Below are 17,971 nucleotides of genomic sequence, written 5' to 3' on the forward strand. Positions count from 1 at the left end.
CAGGCACCAGGCGGCGGCCTGTTCAGGTCGTGCCGCCGGGGAGGGTGGGACCGATGTCTGCTGCAACGAGTTCGTTCCGGCTCGTCCGCCGTACCCGAGCGGCGGTGGCCCGGGTCGCCGTACTCGGACTGATCGCGGCGAGCCTGGCCGGGGTGGCGATGACCAGATCCGCGCCCGAGGCGCAGGCGGCTACAGCCTGTCCGGCGGCAGGCTGCTCGGTCACCGTCGACGCGCGTGACTTCCCGACCGGGAACCCGCTGGCCGACTTCACGTACATCGTCAACCAGGACAACACCAAGCTGCCGAACGATCCGAAGGCGCTCAGCACCGAGAGCAACAGCCCGATCGTCCGCGAAGGCGACCAGACCCGGAAGACCGTGACCCTGCCGGCCGGGCGGTACCTGATCTCGGTCCGCTCGCTCGATCACAAGATGTGGGGCAAGTACATCAACCTGCCCGCCGACGCCGCCGCGGACGGTTCTCTGACCGCGCGCGTCGACCTGACCGTGCAAAGCGCCGAGCATCCGCTGCCACTCGGGAAGATCCGCGTGTTCGTGTTCGAGGACAACGCCTGGGCGAACGGTGCGCCCGACACCGAGGAGGCCGGCTTGTCCGGTTTCCAGGTCGGGCTCGAGGAACAGACGCACAGTGCCGTGACGGTCGACTACAACAACCACCCGCTGTGCGGCGGTCTGTGCCTGACCAATGGAGACGGCTTCAACCAGATCGACAACCTCGGCCCGGCGACGTACCTCATCGACGTCCACCCGCCGGACCGGCCCTGCAACAGCGACCCCAACAGCCGCTGGTACCAGACGACCACGATCGACGGCGGACTGCAGCTGCTGGCGCCGACCGAAGAAGGTGCCGACGGCACCGGTGCGCCCGGCGAGCAGTTGTGGGAGCCGCCGACGGCCCGGACCGCGTACTGGTTCGGCTTCGTCTGCGCCCCGCAGCCGTTCGCGGCCGCCGGCACCGGCGAGGTCACCGGTACGGCGCGCAACTGGCAGGGCTGGCCGCCGTTCGACCAGTTGACACTGGGCGAGCCGGTCGAGAACCCGTTCGTCGCATTGAGCGACAGCAGCACCGACCGGACCGTGTACATCGGCCAGGGCGATGCCAGCGGCAACTTCGACATCCAGAACGTCCCGGCGGGCAGCTACAACCTGTCGATCTGGGACGAGCAACTCAGCTACATCATGCGAATCCTGCCGGTTGATGTCGCCGCAGGCGGCACGGTCACGGTCGAGGACCCTGATCCGGTCCATCCCGACGAGCATGGTGTGGGGGTGTCGCGCTGGTTCGGCTGGCTGGACGGTCACGTCTACAAGGACCTGAACGGCAACCAGCTCCGCGATCCCGGTGAGCCCGGTATCGGGAACACCGACATGGACCAGCGCTGGCGCGACGGCTCGATCAAGGAAGCGACCACCACCGACCCGACCGGGTACTACCAGTACCCGACCGCCGAGGGCGGCCCGCTCGGTCGCTGGATCGTCAACGAGCAAGGCTTCGCGCGCTTCGGCGTCAGCGGTGCGTCCCAGCACGACGAGTTCGACCCGGGCGTCGTGACGCCGATCCCGACCGATCAGGGCGGCGCGCTGCTCACCAACCAGTTGCTGACCGAAGGCCACCGGGCCACGGTCGACTGGGGCAAGACCGACTACCCGGCCGGTACGCCGGGACAGATCGTCGGCATCACGTACTTCTCGACCACCCGCAACGAGTTCGACGCGCGCATGCAGGCGCACGAGGACTACGAGCCGGCCATCCCGGACGTGACGGTGTACCTGGAGACTCTCGGTCCCGACGGGCAGCCGAACACGGCCGACGACGTGATCGTGAACAAGTACGTGACCGATCACTGGGTCCAGCCCAGTGGAACCCCGCCCGCGGACCCGGCGACGTACGCTCCGGGCTGTGCCGTCCGCGACGCGACCGGCGCGGACATCAGCTCGCAGCTCAACCCGGGCATCGGGCCGAACTGTCTCGAGGTTCCGATCACCGGTCAGCAGACCAAGGACGGCGCCTTCGACGGTGGCTACGCGTTCGCCGACTACTGCCCGAGCGGGTACGACCTGACGACAGACAACGGCACCTGCAGCGGCAACACGCAGCCGGTCGCACTCACCGCCGGCACCTACATCACCCACGTCGTGATGCCGACCGACAGCACCGACAGCCGCCTGTGCAACCCGGCAGATGCTTCCCAGCGGGTCAGCCACCCGAAGGGGACCACGATCCCGGGTGACGGCACCGGCTGTCTCTACCGCCCGGTCCGCGAGGAGGACGTGAACGTTGACCTAGGCAACAAGTTCACGCCGGCCATCCCGCCGCCGCCGTGCACCGGTGACGACCACCTGATCGACAAGTCGTCGCTGACCCCGCGGAGCAACTACTTCAACGTCGCGGGCGCCCACGCGCCGCTGTGCGACAAGCGGCTGGTGGTTCTGCAGAACAGCCAGAACGCCAACGCGGACTTCAACCTGATGACGAACTTCCGTACCGACCCGAACGGCGAGGACCCGGCCGACACGCGCACCGGTGACGTCGCCGAGCCAGGCCGCCTCGTCGGCCAGGTGTTCAACGACATCTACTTCGAGCGCGACCCGAACTCGCCCTGGTACGGCGAACCGCGCCCGATCGGCAACGTTCCGGTCGGCATCTACGCCCGCGTCGACACGGCCGGGCCTGGCGGCAACGTGAACCTGCCGTACGACGCGAACAACTGGCGCCTGCTGACGACCGTGACGACCAGCCCGGACGGTTCGTTCGAGGCCCTGGTCCCGTCGACCGAGACGCTGAACTGTCCCATCCCGCAAGGCCCGTGCCCCGGCATGTACCTGGTGAAGGTCGATGACCCCGGCTCCAAGACGGCGCCGAACCCCACCTACAACCCGAATTTGCTGACAGCAACGACTCCGGCCGAAGCGTGGCCGGGCCTGACCACTCAGCTCGACCTGCCGCTGGACCCGATCTCGGGGACCGGCTGCGAGGATCCCGCCGTACCGGCGCGGCCCGAACTGCTGCAGGTCGACACCCCGGTCCGGACCGCCGGCCAGGTGATGACGATCCAGGCAGACTTCATCGGCGCACAGGGAACCGCCACCGGCGCGGCCGGCGTACGGGCAACCCTGACCGACGACCGCACCGGAACGAGCGTCACGCTCACCCGGGCCAACGGCGGGATCGTGAGCTGGACGCCCGGCACGTCCGGGACCACCGGCGTACCCGACCGGGTGCAGATCCGGATCCCTGCCTTCGGTACGACGTTCCGCCCCGGACCGAAGCAGCTGACGCTGATCACGTCCGACGCCAGTGGGGGAGTGCCGACCGTGAACGGCATCACCGTTCAGGTCACCGGATCGTCCGGCGGCATCAACTACAACCCGAACGTCGTGAACGTCGCCGCTCCGACGCTGACCGGCCACCAGTTGCAGGCCGCCATCGACGCCGCTCCGGCACGCAGCCTGCTGGTGCTGAAGCCCGGTACGTACAACGAGAACGTGGTGGTCTGGAAGCCGCTGAAGATCCAGGGTGTCGGCCCGGGCGGCATCATCGGCGCCCATGAGGCCCAGGCCCGTGACCCGGAGGACCCGCGCTTCCACGTCCTCGGCTCGGTCATCGACGGCCGCTACTTCCAGCAGAACGCAACCGCGTACGACGCCACGATCGCCGCTCACGGCCCGTACGTCGACTCCGCACATCCGGTACTGCGTGGCGCCGACGTCACCGTGGTCGCGCAGACGGCGGCGGCGTATGACCTGACCGGTACGACGACCGCGGTCAACCAGACGCAGTTCAACCGCTCCCGGGTCGACGGTGTCGCACTGATGACCGGCGGCTCCGGTGAGGGCGCGGGCGGCATCCAGCTCCAGGCCTCGATCAACAACGAGCAACTCACCAACAACGTGCTCGAGAACAACGCCGGCGTCGTCGCCGGCGGGATCGGCATCGGTCAGCCCTACGACCACGCCAGCCACAACTACACCGTCAAGGTCGCGAACAACCGGCTGCTCGGCAACGGCGGCCTCACGCAGGCGGGCGGCCTCGGGATCTTCTACGGCTCGAACGACTACGAGGTCACCGGCAACATCGCCTGCTCGAACTTCAGCGTCAACTACGGCGCCGGCATCTCCCACATCGGGCTCAGCCCGGGCGGGAACATCCACGACAACCAGATCTACTACAACGACTCGGTCGACTCCGGCGCGGGCGTCGCGATCGAGTCCGAGCTGCCGGTCGGCGGCGGGACACTCGGTGACGGCACTGGTGCGGTCTCGCTGGACAAGAACCTGATCCAGAGCAACTACTCCGGTGACGACGGCGGCGGCCTGTTCGTGCTCGACGCGCTGAACGCGGTGGTGAACATCCGCGACAACCAGATCGTCGACAACGGCTCGGCCGACATCGGCGGCGCGATGATGCTCGACGACTCGTCCAATGTGCGGATCGTCAACAACACCGTGGCCAACAACGTGTCCACCGCGTCGTCGGAGAACTCGGCGATCGGCGTACCGCACTCGGCCGGACTCGCTGCCGAGGGCAACGATCCGCTGTGGCAGAGCGATCCGCGGTACGTCGCCCAGTACCCGAACGCGGCGACCCGGCCGGACTTCGCCCGTCCGGTGGCGCAGTTCAACGACATCTTCTGGAACAACACGGCGTTCACGCTGGACAGCTTCGGCCCGGGTGCGGCGCTGGTGAACCAGGGCGTGATCGACTTCGAGGTGCACGGTACGACGAACAACGCCGACACGTTCATCCCGCGGTACTCCGATCTGAGCAACGGGCAGATCCTCGGTCCGAACGGCGTCCAGCACGCGGTACCGGCGGGCCAGGGCAACATCATCGGCTCGAATCCCACGTTCGTCACGCCGTTCACGCTGGAGCTGACGGTGTCCGGGTCGCGGCTGGATCCGCAGACCGCGGCCGTGACGATCACCGGCGCCGATCCGCCGGTGGGGCTGACCGGGAACTATCACCTGCAGACGACGAGTCCGGTCGTGGACCGTGGGGTCCGCTGTTCGAACACGCCGGCGCCGATCCCGAACCTTGCCGCATGCTCCGCGGCCGCGGTCCCGGCCCCGACCGGAAGCCCGGCGGTGAACGGCGGTCTCGGCGATTACGACAGCCAGTTCCGCCCACAGCTGCGGACGCTCCGGGTCCTCACGCCGTGGGACCTGGGTGCGGACGAGCTGCCCGGCATCCCGGTTCCGTTGCCATGAACATCTACCAGTCCAGTCAGGGGGACGCGATGAGCTCGCAGCCGACCGGCGTCGGACGCCGGGACTTCCTGAAGGCCACCGGCCTGGGTGCCCTGGGCACCCTCGCCCTCGGCGGTCTCGGCGCGGGCCTCGTCCGCGGGACCGGCGCCGCCGCGGCGGCCACGACCACGCTCGCCCTGGCCGCGACCGACGGATACATCACCGTGCCGGGGCGGGAGGACGACCCGTTGTACATCTTCGGGTTCATCCCGGTCAGCACGACCGCGACGGTCGACCAACTGGTCACGCAGTACAAGGGCCATGCCCGGACGAGTGCGCCGACGCTGGACGTGAAGCAGGGCGACGACGTCCGGATCACGTTGACCAACCTCGGTCTCGTCCAGCGTCCCGACCTGACCGATTCGCACACCGTCCACTGGCACGGTTTCGACATCCCGTCGCCGCTCAACGACGGCGTACCCGAAGTGTCGGTGGCAGTGCCGATCGGGAAGCAGCTGACGTACTTCTACCGCCCGCACCGTGAGGGCACGTACATGTACCACTGCCACTTCGAGGACGTGGAGCACGTCCAGATGGGGATGACCGGGATCGTCTTCGTCCGCCCCACCCAGGACGGTACGACGATCGCCGGCTTCTCGAGGTTCGCCTACAACGACGGGGACGGCTCGACCGGCTACCACCGGCACTTCGCGATCCTGCTGAACGAGTACTGGCGCGAGTTCCACGACGGCGACCGGGACATCCAGGAGTCGATCGCGACCGACTACGACCCGGAGTGGTTCGTGCTGAACGGGCGTTGCTACCCGCAGACGACGCTGCCGAACGACGACCCGTCGCTGGCGGCCCCGCTGCGGATCGCCACACCGAACCCGAACTACGACGACGCACCCGACTACAGCCTGCCCAACTCTGCACTCGTCCAGGTGAACCCCGGCGAACGGGTTCTGCTGCGGCTGGCGAACCTGGGCTACCAGCAGCACGCGATGCAACTGCCCGGGATCCCGATGCATGTGATCGGGCAGGATGCGTCGCTGCTGCGCACCACGTCGTACTGGACGAACACGCTGTACATCGGTCCCGGCGAGGCCCGGGACGTGCTGTTCGACGCACCGGCGTACTCGGCACTCAAGCCGTCGGGGAGCGACGGCCGGGGCAGCTACAACGTCTACTACTTCAAGAACCGGGACTGGCGGCGGTTGTCCAGCCTCGGCGCACCCGGCCCGAGCGGAATGATGACCGAGGTACGGGTGTACCAGAACCCGCTGCCCGCGCAGTCCGTCGTGAGCCAGACCTATGTCTGAGCAGGAGGCGACGATGACAAGCAACAGCTCGCGGATCCGCCGGTCGCTGGCCGGCCTGGTGCTGGCCGCCGGTCTCCTCGTCCCGGTCGCCTCGCCCAGCGCCGACGCGCAGTCCGAGGCCGTCCCACCGGTAGGCATGATCTGTACGGCGGGCACGTTGGCCGGCTCGATCCGGACGTTCGACCTGGTGGCGTCCGCGGGCACGATCGACACCCCGGACGGCAACAGCGTCTTCATGTGGAGCTACTCGCCGGCCGGCGGGCACTTCCAGAGTCCCGGCCCGGTGCTGTGTGCGAACCAGGGCGAGTCCGTGGTCGTGCACCTGCAGAACAATTTGCCTGAGGCAACATCTATCGTCTTCCCCGGTCAGGACGCGACGGTCGCCGCGACCGGTGGCGCACCCGGCCTGCTGACCACCGAGGCGGCCGCCGGGGGCAGCGTCACGTACTCGTTCACTGCCGGTCAGCCCGGCACCTACCTGTACGAGAGCGGGACGGACATCGCCAAGCAGATCGAGATGGGCCTCGCCGGTGCCCTGGTGGTCCGGCCGACGCTCGGCGCGGACTTCGCGTACGCCGACGCAAGTACCCGGTTCGCACCTGCCCGGGAGTACCTGCTGCTGCTCAGCGACATCGACTCCGACCTCCACCACGCGGTCGAGACCGGTGCGCCGTACGACCTGAACGCGCTGCGGAACCGGTACTTCTCCATCAACGGACGGGAGTTCCCGGACACGATCCAGGACAACGGCTCGGCCCTGCTGCCGAACCAGCCGTACGGCGCCCTGGTCCGCCTGCAACCGAATTCGCCGACCGACAACAGGCCGGCGCTGATCCGGATGATCAACGTCGGCGCGGTGAACCACCCGTTCCACCCGCACGGCAACCACACCACGGAGATCGCGCAGGACGGCCGGCTGATCGCGTCCACCGAGCACTTCGGCGAGACGATCGGCTCCGGGCAGACCGAGGACTTCCTGCTTCGCTGGGACGACACGGACAACTGGAACCCCACCACGAACCCGCTGCCGGTGGCGCAGCCGAACTACCGCAACCTGTTCTTCAAGGACGGCAACACCTGGTACAGCGGGTCGCCGTACCTCGGTTACAAGGGCACGCTGCCGGTCGGTACCACCTCGCAGAACGCCTGCGGCGAGTGGTACTTCCCGCTGCACAGCCACGCGTTGAACGAGTTCACCAACTACGACCAAGGCTTCGGCGGCATGGGCACTCTGCTCCGCGTCGACCCGGCGGGTGGTTGCTTCGGCTCGGCCACCTCGACCTCGATCCTCGGCGGCACGCTGAAGTCCGGCTCGGTCGCCGCGCTCGGCCAGGCCGACGGCACCTACTACCAGGTCAACCCGAAGACCACCACGCGCCCGACCGCGACCACCGCCGCACAGACGTCCATCACAGTCGCCTCGGCCGCCGGATTCCCCATCACCGGTTCGTACTTCGTTCGCATCGACAACGAGGTCCTGCAGGTGACCGGCGGCCAGGGCACCACCACCTGGACGGTCTCCCGCGGCCAGCTCGGGACAGCGGCCGCCAGCCACGTCAGTGGTTCGGTGGTCACGGGACTGGCGACGGACTGGTACGGCTCGTTCGGCGGCGTTCCGGCCGGCAGCTCGAACCTCAAGGTCGTCTACCAGGGCCGCAACTGCACCGGCACGACCGGGACCGCCTGTGCGGCACTGACCACGAACCTGCCACAGCAGACCGTCAAGATCTGCAACTGGACGGTGCCCGCCGGCTGCAGTACGGCGACATCCGCCGGCTGGACCACCTTGCCGGCCCCACCGGCCCAGCCGCAGAGCGTCGGCTCCACCGACATCAGCTCGACCTGGACATTGCCCGGTCCGTCGAGCGCGTACGTCGGCACCGGCTCGTACGCCGGACAGGTCCGGGTACTCGTCCACACCCAACGGTGGACAGCCTCCGCGCCGGTGGCGTTCTCGACCTGGGGCGACCTGATGAAGATCGTGTACGACGCGCCATGACCGAGTCGATCGAGTCGCAGAGGAGACCTGTGATGCGTACATCCGTTCACCGCGGGACGCGGGTCCTGCTGGTGCTCGCGCTGGCCGTGTTCGGCCTGACCTGTGTGGTCAGCTCCGCCACCGCGGCCACGGTATCGATCGAGCTGTGCGCCGTACCGGGGACCGCACCGCTGCCGGGCGGCGGCCTGGTGCCGATCTGGGGGTTCGGCAAGCCGACGACGCCCGGCGATTGCGCCACGGCGAGCGCGGGTCTGCCGGGTCCGCAGCTCGAGGCGGTGCAGGGGGACCTGGTCACGATCACCGTACGGAACGCCTTGCCTGCCGGGCATGTGGTGTCGTTCGAGATTCCCGGAGTGGCGTTCGACCCCGGGCCGACCGACGCCGCACCGGGTGCGGCCGTGTCCCGGTCGTTCACGGCACAGGCCGGCACCTACCTGTACCAGAGTGGCGGCGACGCCGGGCGCCAGGAGGCGATGGGACTGTCCGGAGCCTTGCTGGTGCGCTCACTCCCCCCGAACCAGGCCTACGCGTCCGCGACCACGGCGTACGACATCGAATCGGTGCTGGTGCTGACAGCGGTGGACCCGGCGTTCAACGCCGCGCCGGAGACGTACGACGTGCACAGCTACAAGGCGACGTACTGGCTGATCAACGGGAAGTCGTACCCGGACGTGCCGGCGATTACTACGGCCGCAGGGCAGCGGGTGCTGCTGCGGTACCTCAATGCCGGCTACGACAACACCTCGCTGACGTTGCTCGGCACGCACCAGCAGGTCGTCGCTCGTGATGCCCGGCTGCTGACCAATCCGTTCAGCGCGAGCACGGAGACGATTCCGGCCGGCGGCACCGAGGACACGATCGTCGTCGTACCCGCGGGCGCACCGCCGAGCACGCACGGCTTCCCGCTGTTCAACCGTCAGCTCCACCTGACCAGTGGGCCGCAGACCGGCACGTCGCCGATCGGCAACGGCATGCTGGTCTTCATCCAGCCATGAAGCTCAGGATTCTGGGCATCCTCACCGGGATTGCTCTGGTCGCCGCCGCATTGACGGCCTGGGTTCTGATTCGTCAGGACCCGACCGCGGCGGCGCCGGCGCCGGTCGCGCAGATCGCCTGGGGGCGTACGACGGTCGACGCCGACGGCCTCGCGGCGCGCAGCGGCGTACGCCTCACCCAGGTCGCAGTCACCGGGGGAGGAGGCCTGCTCGACCTGCGGTTCCAGGTGCTCGATCCCAACCGCGCGAACAGCCTGCACGACGCCTCGACGCCGCCGGCCGTGATCGACGAGACCAGTGGACTCGTCGTCCGCGACCTGCTGATGAGCCACGCGCACACCGGCAAGTTCACCACCGGCGAGACGTACTACCTGGTCTTCGAGAATCCCGGCAACTGGATCCGGCGCGGGTCGAACGTGACCGTGCTTCTGGGACAGGCACAGGTCGAGCACGTCGTCGTTCGCTGACGATCAGCCGCTCCGCGGAATCGTCAGCACGAACCGAGCGCCGCCCTCGTCGCTGTGGGCCGCGACCAGCGTGCCGCCATGCGCCTCGGCAACGGCACGCGCCATCGACAGCCCGAGACCGCTGCCCATCGGTCCGTGCTCCGGCCGCCGGTGCCAGAACCGGTCGAACACGAACGGCAGGTCGTCGGGCTCGATCCCCGGCCCCGAGTCGTCGACGATGATCGCGATCCGGCCGGGCGACGCCGTACAGCCGATCCTTATCGTGTCGCCAGACGAGGTGAAGTGCACCGCGTTCTCGACCAGGGCGTCGAGCGCGAGCTCCATCCAGTCGTGGTCGATCCGCGCGCGGCCGGCCGGCCCGCAACCGATAAGCCAGACCCGATCGGTGTTCGCGGTCCAGTTGCGGCCGATCTCGGCGACCAGCGCGGCAACGTCGGTCGGCCGCCGGTCCAGCGCCTCACCCGCATCCAGCCGGGCCAGCGCGAGCAACCGGTCGGACAACGCGGACATCCGATCGAGCTGCCGCAACGCAACCTCGACGTGCGGGTGTACGGCGTGCAGCGCCGTCGCGTCACCTGCCAACTCGAGATGGCCACGCGCGATCGTGATCGGTGTGCGGATCGCGTGTGAGGTGTCCCGGAAGAACCCGCGCTCCCGCTCCAGGCTGGCGCGGCGCTCATCGGCCATCCGTTCGACCTGCTGCTGCGCGGCGGCCCGGCGGCGGGCGTGCCACATCATCGCGACGAACAGCGCGGGCATCAACGGCACCTCGGCGAGCTCCGCGTTGTCGATGACGCCGTCGACGACGCGGCCGAGCAGGACCGCACCGGTCGCACCGGTTACGGCCAGGGCCACGAGCAGGGTCGGCAGCAGCGGCCAGACCCGGAAGCCGTAGACGATCGTGAGGCTCAGGAACAGGAAGTGGTACGGAATCGTCTCCTCGCCCGGCAACCGGATCATCAGCCCGAGCATCGCCAGCATGAATGCGGCGAGCAGGCTGTCGATGACCAGGCCCCGGTTCAGGCCCAGGCGGCGGACAGCCGGCTCGGTCCGGACGCCGGTCGCGCTCTCACGCGGTTTGTAGCTGATAACCGACATTGCGCACCGTCCGGATGACGTCGTTGCGGAGCTTGGACCGGAGTCGGCCGATACACACGTCGACGAGGTTGGTGCTCGGATCGAAGTCGTAACCCCACACCTCGGACAGCAGCTCCTGCCGGGAACAGACGGTGTCCGGATTGCGCATCAGGTGCTGCAGCAACAGGAACTCGCGCTGCGGCAGCTCCGCGGTCCGTTCACCCACCTGGAGCCGGCGCGTCCGGGTGTCGAGGACGATCTCGCCGACCCGCAGTACCTCGGGCAGCCAGGCTGCGCCCGCCGGCGCGGGCGCCAGCAGCCGCGAACGCACCCGGGCCAGCAGCTCCCGGACCACGAACGGTTTCGCCAGGAAGTCGACCGCGCCCTGCTCCAGGCAGGCGACCCGCACCTGCCGGTCCTCGGTCGCGGACAGCACCAGGATCCGGGTCGACCGGTCGTGCGTCAGCAGTGCGGTCAGCACCGCCTGGCCGTCCAGACCGGGCATCAACAGGTCCAGGATCACCAGATCGGGCTTGGTGGTCAGGGCGAGCCGGAGTCCCTCGGTCCCGTCCGTGGCCGTGATCACGTGGAAGCCTTCCGCCTCCAGCGCGCTGCGGACGAAGCCGAGCAGGTCGGGTTCGTCGTCGACAACGAGAATCCTGGTCATCGAACCCCCTTCAGGCCTTGACGGCCTACCCCCGGGGCACGGGTGTCCGGCTGCTGCACCCCACAGCCTCCGGACCGGGACCCCACCGGCGCGCACCCCAACGACATTGTCGGACGACCGGGTGTCCGGCGGAAGAGGTGAGCGCTCTCCGCCGAACCGTCCCAGAGCGCTGATCAGATGACAGTCCTGTCATGTTCGCGGCGTCCACAGCCTCAGGCTCCGTCTAGCTGCGGACTACTTCCAGCGCTTCCCGGGCGATCTGCCATTCCTCGTTGGTGGGGATGACGAGGACGGCGACCGGGCTGTCGTCGGTGGAGGCGAAGGTTTCGGAGCCGGCGTTGCGGTCGGGGTCGAGGTGGATGCCGAGGGAGTCCAGGCCGTGGAGGGCGGCAGCGCGTACTTCGGCGGAGTGCTGGCCGACGCCGGCGGTGAAGACGATCGCGTCGACGGTTCCGAGGACGGCGTAGTACGCGCCGATGTACTTCTTGATCCGCTGGCAGTAGATGTCGAACGCCAGCTGCGCCCGCTCGTCACCGGCCGCGCGCCGTCGCGAAACCTCGCGGAAGTCGTTGGCGCCGGTGAGGCCCTTCAGGCCCGACTCCGAGTTCAACGTGCGGTCGGTCTCCTCGGCGGTTCGTCCCGCGACCCGGGCGAGGAGCCCGTGGATCGCCGGATCGAGGTCGCCCGAGCGGGTGCCCATCACGAGACCTTCCAGTGGCGTGAGGCCCATCGACGTGTCGACCGACTCCCCGCCGCGGATCGCCGCCGCCGAGCAGCCGTTGCCCAGGTGCAGCACGATCATGTTCACCTCGCTCGGCGAACGACCGAGCAGCCGGGCGGCCTCGGCCGAGACGAACGAGTGCGACGTACCGTGAAACCCGTACCGGCGGACGCCGTACTTCTCCTGCCATTCGTAAGGCACCGCGTAGGTATAGGCGTACGGCGGCAGCGTCTGGTGGAACGCGGTGTCGAACACGGCGACGTGCGGCAGATCCGGCAGCAGCCGCCGCGCAACCTCGATGCCCTCCAGGTTGGCCGGATTGTGCAGCGGAGCAAGCGGCACCAGATCCGTCACGGCCGCGATCAGCTCATCGTCAACCAGCGCCGGTGCCGCGAACCGATCGCCACCGTGCACGACCCGATGCCCGACCGCCACGATGTCCACGTCGGCAAGCGCAGGCCCTTGCGTTTCGAATGCGTGTACGGCGGCCTCGAGCGCGGCCTCGTGGTTGGCGATCGGTTGATCCTCGTTCCAATCGCCCTTCGGCCCGTGGTGCACGTGATGGCTGGTGTCCTCGCCGATCTGCTCGACGAGTCCCGTCGCCGTGGCCTCACCCGACGCGGCGTCGACGAGGCTGTACTTGAGGGACGACGATCCCGCGTTGATGACCAACACATGCTCTGTCATCGCGCGCCGCCCTGCTGAGCCTGGATCGCGGTGATCGCGACCGTGTTGATGATGTCCCGCACCGTTGCCCCTCGCGACAGGTCGTTGACCGGTTTGCGCAAGCCCTGCAGGACCGGGCCGACCGCGACCGCGTTGGCCGAGCGCTGCACCGCTTTGTACGTGTTGTTGCCGGTGTTGAGGTCCGGGAAGATGAAGACCGTCGCGCGGCCGGCGACGGGGGAGTCCGGCAGCTTGGTCCGGGCCACGGCGCTGTCGATCGCGGCGTCGTACTGGATCGGTCCCTCGACCGGCAGTTGCGGCATCCGTTCGCGGACGAGATTGGTTGCCTTTGACACCTTTTCGACGTCGGTCCCGGTGCCGGAGCTGCCGGTGGAGTACGACAGCATCGCGACCCGCGCGTCGACCCCGAACGCGACCGCGGTCTCGGCGGACGAGATCGCGATGTCCGCGAGCTGCTCGGCGTTCGGATCCGGGTTCACCGCGCAGTCGCCGTACACGAGGACGCGGTCCTGCAGACACATGAAGAACACCGACGAGACGACGGACATGTCCGGCACGGTCTTGACCACCTCGAGTGCCGGCCGGATCGTGTGCGCGGTGGTGTGGACGGCGCCCGACACCATCCCGTCCGCGAGGCCGAGCTGGACCATCATCGTGCCGAAGTACGAAACGTCCCGGACCAGTTCGCGGGCCCGGTCGAGGTCGACGCCGCGATGCTGCCGCAGCCGGTGGTACTCCGCCGCGAACCGCTCGGTCAGCTCGCTGTGCTCCGGATGTACGACGGTCGCCGCGGACACGTCCACGCCGAGGGACGCGGCCTTCGCGCTGATCGTGGTCGGATCGCCGAGCAGGGTCAGGTCGGCGACACCGCGCCGGAGGAGTACGTCGGCGGCCCGGAGGATCCGCTCCTCCTCGCCCTCCGGCAGCACGATGTGCCGACGGTCGGAGACTGCCCGGTCGACCAGTTGGTGCTCGAACATCAGCGGCGTCACCGCATTGCTCCGCGCGAGGGCGAGCTGGTCGAGCAGCGCCGGCCCGTCGACGTACTGATCGAAGAGAGCGAGTGCCGTGTCGATCTTGCGCGGCGCGTCCTTGGTGAGGCGGCCGCGGACCGCGGTGAGCTTGGTCGAGACAGCCTGTGTACCGAGGTCGGTCTCGATGATGGGCAGCGTGACGCCGAGTCCCTCGATCAGTCGTTGCACCTGCGGCGGCAGCTCGAATCCGCCGTTGAGCACGATCGTCGAGATCTGCGGGAAGTTGCGGGACGCGTGCGCATTCAGTACGCCGAGAACCACCTCCGGCCGGTCGCCCGCCGTCACGACCGCGGCGCCTTCGAACAGCCGGTCCAGCACGTTCGGCATGGTCATGCCGGCGATCATCAATCCGGTGACCTCGCGGTTCAGCAGTTGCGGATCACCGCTCACCAGCCGGCCGTCGATCGGGGCCAGCAGGTCGGCGACCAGCGGCTGGTTGAGCAGCGGCTCCTCGGGGATCGCGAACGCCGGCGCGCCGATGCCATCCAGCGCGGCGACGAGCGGCGCGCCGTCGCTGACCCGGTTGACGATCACTGCGAACAGCGAGCCGTGGTTGGCGGCGAGTTCGGCGGCGGCCATGTCGGCGATCGCTCGTACGTCGTGCGGCGTACGGGCGAAGCCGTTCAGTACCAGCAGGACCGGTGCGCCGAGGTTGGCGGCGATCTTGGCGTTGAACGAGAACTCGGTCGGCGTGCCGACGTCCGTGTAGTCGCTGCCGACGACAACGACCGCATCGGCGTGCTCGGCGACCGCGTGGTAGCGCTGCACGATCGTGTCGAGCGCTGCGTCCGGGTCGTTGTGCACCTCGTCGTACCTGACGCCGACGCCTTCGTCGTACGAGTGCGTGACCGCATCCTGCGAGATCAGCAGATCGAGCACGTAGTCCCGACCGCCGTGGGTCGCGGTGTCCGCACGAACGATCGGCCGGAACACCGCCACCCGTCCGACCCGCCGCGACAACTGATGAAGAACCCCGAGAGCGACTGTCGACTTCCCAGTAGTCCCCTCAACCGAGGCGACGTACACGCTGCTACCCATGGGGTGAACCCTACTAACGGGTCAATGCGTGCAGGTGCTCGATCATCGTGTCGACGGCGATCCGCAGCGGCGCGGGATCACGGCGTACCTGGCTGAGGAGCAGACCACCCTGTACGGCGGCGAGCATCGCGACGGCGAGGTCGGCCGGGTCCGCGGCTGCGGCCAGTTCCCCGCGCTCCTGCATCTGGACCAGGCCGTCGCGGATCAGCCCCTCCCACTGCTCGAAGGCGCCGGCGAGCTGAACCCGCGCGACCGGGTCGCTCTCGGACAGGTCGCTGGCCAGCGAGCCGAGCGGGCAGCCGCCGGCGCACTGCATCTCGGTCAGGATGCCGACCATCAGATCCCGCCATTTCGTCAGCGAGTCGATGGTGTCGAGGCTGCCCAGACCGATGTGCTGGATCTCGAGCACCTGGGCGGTCTGCTGATCGATGACCGCCGACACCAGCGCGTCCTTGCCCGGGAAGTAGTGGTAAAGCTGCGACGGGCTCACGCCGGCGGCCGCCTGGATGTCCTCGATCGTGGTGCGGGCGACGCCCTGCTCGATCATCAACCGTGCCGCCGCCGCGACGATCCGGTCCCGGGTCGCCTCGCCCTTCCTGGTCAGTCGCTGAGTGGTCACACCTCCACGGTAGCGATTTTGGAGTTGATACTCCAATTTCTCCGGCGAACTATTGGAGCAATCACTCCAACAAGTGGATGGGGAATCGATATGACGCAGGACTTCGCCGGCCGGACCGCGCTCGTGACCGGCGGCAACAGCGGGATCGGGCGGGCCGTGGCCGAGCAGCTCGCGCGGCGTGGCGCGCACGTCGTGATCAGCGGCCGGGACGCTGCGCGCGGGAACAAGGCGGTCGAGGAGATCCGGGCCGACGGCGGTACGGCGGACTTCGTCCAGGCCGAGCTGGCTGATCTGGACGAAGTCCGTGCGCTGGCCAAGCAGGCGATCGAGCTCGGCGGCGGGCACGTCGACGTACTCGTCAACAACGCGGGGATCTTCCCGTTCGGGCCGACGGCCGAGGTGGCCGGCAGCGACTTCGACGCGGTGTTCGCCGTGAACGTGCGGGCGCCGTTCTACCTGGTCGCCGAGCTGGCTCCGCTGATGGCGGCTCGCGGATCGGGCGCGATCGTCAACGTGACGACGATGGTCGCGTACTTCGGGATGAGCGGCATGGCGGCGTACGGGTCGAGCAAGGCGGCGGTGGAGCTGCTGACCAGGTCCTGGGCGGCGGAGTTCGGGCCGGCCGGCGTGCGGGTGAACGCGGTCAGCCCGGGGCCGACGCGGACCGAGGGTACGGCGGTGATGGGCGAAGGACTGGACGGCCTGGCCGGGACGACGCCGCTGCAACGGGTCGGCCGCCCGGAAGAGGTTGCCGCCGGCATCGTCTTCCTCGCCTCCGACGAGGCCTCCCTGATCCACGGCGCCACCCTCCCGATCGACGGCGGCCGCCTGGCCGTCTGACGCGCGTCACGATCGTTCCCGCGGGAGTTACGCCGTACGGGTAACAGCCCTTGACCGCCCACGACCGCCGGACCTGGCTCCTTTCGAGTTAAGCAGCGGCCGGCGGGGTGAAGACGCCGAACTGGTTGCCGGACGGGTCGCGGAGGTAGGCGAAAGGTGGGGTGCCGGGGCCGGGGTCGACGTTCTTGTTGATGACCGTGCCGCCCAGTTTCTCGGCCTCGGCACAGGTCGCCTCGAGGTCGTTGACGAGGATGTAGAAGACGGCGTGGTTGGGCAGTTCCCCGTTCGTGCCGAAGATGCCGCCCATCGGCCGCTGCCCGCCGGAGGCGGTGATGTTGCGGTAGTCCAGGCCGCCCGAGGTGAGGCTGCCGGACGACTCGAACGTCCAGTCGAACAGGCTGCCGTAGAACTTCTGTGCAGCCTCCGGGTCGTCGCTCGCGACCTCGAACCAGGCCAGTGTGCCGGCGGCGGGAATCGTCATGGGATCTCTCCTTCATCGAATGAATCGGTAGAACCCACGGTTTCAGCGGTTGGCGACAGCCCTATGTCGGTGTTGGAAAAAGTTCCTCGGGACGCAGTGCGGCAGCCGGCAGCTTGGTCTCGAAGCCGTCGACGTGTACGTCGCCGGTCGCGGCCGGCCGGTGCGGCGCTGTCGGGGTGCGCTCGGCCTTCGTGATGCGGTCCATCCGGAAGACCCGCTCCTCCTGACGCAGCTGGCACCAGGCTGTCAGGTACGAGCCGTTCGGCCCGACGACGACGTGTTGCGGCTCGACCTCCCGGACGCTTTCGACGCCGTCGCCATTGGTGTAGAAGATCCGCAGTACGTGGTTGTCGCGTACGGCGCGCCAGATCTGCTCGGCGACTTCGCCGTCCGGATCAGGCGTCGGCCGGACCAGCAACCGGACCTTCGCGGCCGCCGTCCGTGCCTCGTCGAGGGCCTGTTTCGGCATCGCGGCGACGATCTTCTGCAGCGCCGTACGAGAGTCGCGGGAGAACAGCACGTGCTCGCTGCCGCTGAGGGCGACCGCAACTGCCATCGCCTCCCGGGCGGTGAAGTTCAGCGGCGGCAGACTCATCGACCGGTCCACGCTGTAGCCGCCCGTGCGGCCCTGTTTCGTTGCCAGTGGCACCCCAGCCTGACCGAGCGCGCTCAGATCGCGCTCGATCGTCCGGACACTGACCTCGAAACGGGCCGCCAACTGTCGCGCCGTACGTCCCCTCGGCCCAGCTGCCCGTAGTTCCTCGGCGAGGGCGTACAGCCGATCGATCCGGTTCATACGGGCAGGCTAGGTGTCTCC

13 protein-coding genes are annotated in these 17,971 nt (G+C 68.7%); 6 read left to right on the forward strand and 7 right to left on the reverse strand.

Annotated features, from left to right (window positions below):
• Nucleotides 1-53 precede the first annotated feature (53 nt).
• Genes FDA38_RS18145 through FDA38_RS18165 form a run of 5 tightly spaced genes read left to right on the forward strand, consistent with a single transcriptional unit; the run spans nt 54 to nt 9,990 of the window.
• Entirely contained in the window at nt 54-5,228 is a 5,175-nt protein-coding gene (locus tag FDA38_RS18145; protein WP_170989774.1) for a hypothetical protein, read from the forward strand.
• A 29-nt stretch (nt 5,229-5,257) separates the two neighbouring features.
• On the forward strand, nt 5,258-6,529 hold the full coding sequence (locus FDA38_RS18150; protein WP_170989775.1) for a multicopper oxidase domain-containing protein: 1,272 nt from the start codon (nt 5,258-5,260) through the stop codon (nt 6,527-6,529).
• A 13-nt stretch (nt 6,530-6,542) separates the two neighbouring features.
• A complete protein-coding gene (locus FDA38_RS18155; protein WP_170989776.1) occupies nt 6,543-8,528 on the forward strand; it encodes a multicopper oxidase domain-containing protein in 1,986 nt (661 codons plus the stop codon).
• 32 nt (nt 8,529-8,560) lie between these two features.
• Nucleotides 8,561-9,523 (forward strand): multicopper oxidase domain-containing protein, encoded by a 963-nt coding sequence (locus FDA38_RS18160; protein ID WP_170989777.1) that lies wholly within the window; start codon nt 8,561-8,563, stop codon nt 9,521-9,523.
• Nucleotides 9,520-9,990 (forward strand): hypothetical protein, encoded by a 471-nt coding sequence (locus FDA38_RS18165; protein ID WP_137255191.1) that lies wholly within the window; start codon nt 9,520-9,522, stop codon nt 9,988-9,990. The genes FDA38_RS18160 and FDA38_RS18165 overlap by 4 nt, the downstream gene beginning before the upstream one ends.
• Nucleotides 9,991-9,993: 3 nt before the next feature.
• Here the strand turns inward: FDA38_RS18165 and FDA38_RS18170 are convergent, their stop codons facing one another.
• The 5 genes from FDA38_RS18170 to FDA38_RS18190 all read right to left on the reverse strand — a co-directional run bounded on the left by FDA38_RS18170 (nt 9,994) and on the right by FDA38_RS18190 (nt 15,833).
• Nucleotides 9,994-11,088 (reverse strand): sensor histidine kinase, encoded by a 1,095-nt coding sequence (locus FDA38_RS18170; RefSeq protein WP_137255192.1) that lies wholly within the window; start codon nt 11,086-11,088, stop codon nt 9,994-9,996.
• Nucleotides 11,060-11,734 carry a response regulator transcription factor gene (locus tag FDA38_RS18175; RefSeq protein WP_137255193.1) on the reverse strand — a complete coding sequence of 225 codons (675 nt, stop codon included), beginning with the start codon at nt 11,732-11,734 and terminating at the stop codon, nt 11,060-11,062. The genes FDA38_RS18170 and FDA38_RS18175 overlap by 29 nt, the downstream gene beginning before the upstream one ends.
• A gap of 223 nt (nt 11,735-11,957) precedes the next feature.
• Nucleotides 11,958-13,142, reverse strand: a complete 1,185-nt coding sequence (locus FDA38_RS18180) for an acetate/propionate family kinase (RefSeq protein WP_137255194.1) — start codon at nt 13,140-13,142, stop codon at nt 11,958-11,960.
• Nucleotides 13,139-15,214: a phosphate acetyltransferase gene (gene pta / locus FDA38_RS18185; RefSeq protein ID WP_137255195.1), complete on the reverse strand. Its 2,076-nt coding sequence runs from the start codon at nt 15,212-15,214 to the stop codon at nt 13,139-13,141. Before pta ends, FDA38_RS18180 begins: the two co-directional genes overlap by 4 nt.
• A gap of 13 nt (nt 15,215-15,227) precedes the next feature.
• Nucleotides 15,228-15,833 (reverse strand): TetR/AcrR family transcriptional regulator, encoded by a 606-nt coding sequence (locus FDA38_RS18190; RefSeq protein WP_233714777.1) that lies wholly within the window; start codon nt 15,831-15,833, stop codon nt 15,228-15,230.
• 90 nt (nt 15,834-15,923) lie between these two features.
• Here FDA38_RS18190 and FDA38_RS18195 point away from each other — a divergent pair, with 90 nt between their 5' ends.
• Entirely contained in the window at nt 15,924-16,673 is a 750-nt protein-coding gene (locus FDA38_RS18195) for an SDR family NAD(P)-dependent oxidoreductase (RefSeq protein WP_137255196.1), read from the forward strand.
• Nucleotides 16,674-16,761: 88 nt separating this feature from the next.
• On the opposite strand, the gene FDA38_RS18200 is transcribed toward FDA38_RS18195, so the two are convergent.
• Complete coding sequence (locus FDA38_RS18200; RefSeq protein ID WP_137255197.1) at nt 16,762-17,154, reverse strand: VOC family protein; 393 nt, start codon at nt 17,152-17,154, stop codon at nt 16,762-16,764.
• Nucleotides 17,155-17,215: 61 nt separating this feature from the next.
• Entirely contained in the window at nt 17,216-17,950 is a 735-nt protein-coding gene (locus FDA38_RS18205; RefSeq protein ID WP_137255198.1) for a helix-turn-helix transcriptional regulator, read from the reverse strand.
• Nucleotides 17,951-17,971 lie beyond the last annotated feature (21 nt).

It is taken from the genome of Kribbella jiaozuonensis (genome assembly GCF_005233875.1).
Lineage (GTDB): Bacteria > Actinomycetota > Actinomycetes > Propionibacteriales > Kribbellaceae > Kribbella > Kribbella jiaozuonensis.

Coding starts and splice junctions, on each gene's coding strand:
- FDA38_RS18150 (WP_170989775.1), top strand. CDS start 5,258: ATGAGCTCGCAGCCGACCGGCGTCGGACGCCGGGACTTCCTGAAGGCC.
- FDA38_RS18180 (WP_137255194.1), bottom strand. CDS start 13,142: ATGACAGAGCATGTGTTGGTCATCAACGCGGGATCGTCGTCCCTCAAG.
- FDA38_RS18200 (WP_137255197.1), bottom strand. CDS start 17,154: ATGACGATTCCCGCCGCCGGCACACTGGCCTGGTTCGAGGTCGCGAGC.
- FDA38_RS18160 (WP_170989777.1), top strand. CDS start 8,561: ATGCGTACATCCGTTCACCGCGGGACGCGGGTCCTGCTGGTGCTCGCG.
- FDA38_RS18195 (WP_137255196.1), top strand. CDS start 15,924: ATGACGCAGGACTTCGCCGGCCGGACCGCGCTCGTGACCGGCGGCAAC.
- FDA38_RS18145 (WP_170989774.1), top strand. CDS start 54: ATGTCTGCTGCAACGAGTTCGTTCCGGCTCGTCCGCCGTACCCGAGCG.
- FDA38_RS18175 (WP_137255193.1), bottom strand. CDS start 11,734: ATGACCAGGATTCTCGTTGTCGACGACGAACCCGACCTGCTCGGCTTC.
- FDA38_RS18170 (WP_137255192.1), bottom strand. CDS start 11,088: ATGTCGGTTATCAGCTACAAACCGCGTGAGAGCGCGACCGGCGTCCGG.
- FDA38_RS18205 (WP_137255198.1), bottom strand. CDS start 17,950: ATGAACCGGATCGATCGGCTGTACGCCCTCGCCGAGGAACTACGGGCA.
- FDA38_RS18165 (WP_137255191.1), top strand. CDS start 9,520: ATGAAGCTCAGGATTCTGGGCATCCTCACCGGGATTGCTCTGGTCGCC.
- pta (WP_137255195.1), bottom strand. CDS start 15,214: ATGGGTAGCAGCGTGTACGTCGCCTCGGTTGAGGGGACTACTGGGAAG.
- FDA38_RS18155 (WP_170989776.1), top strand. CDS start 6,543: ATGACAAGCAACAGCTCGCGGATCCGCCGGTCGCTGGCCGGCCTGGTG.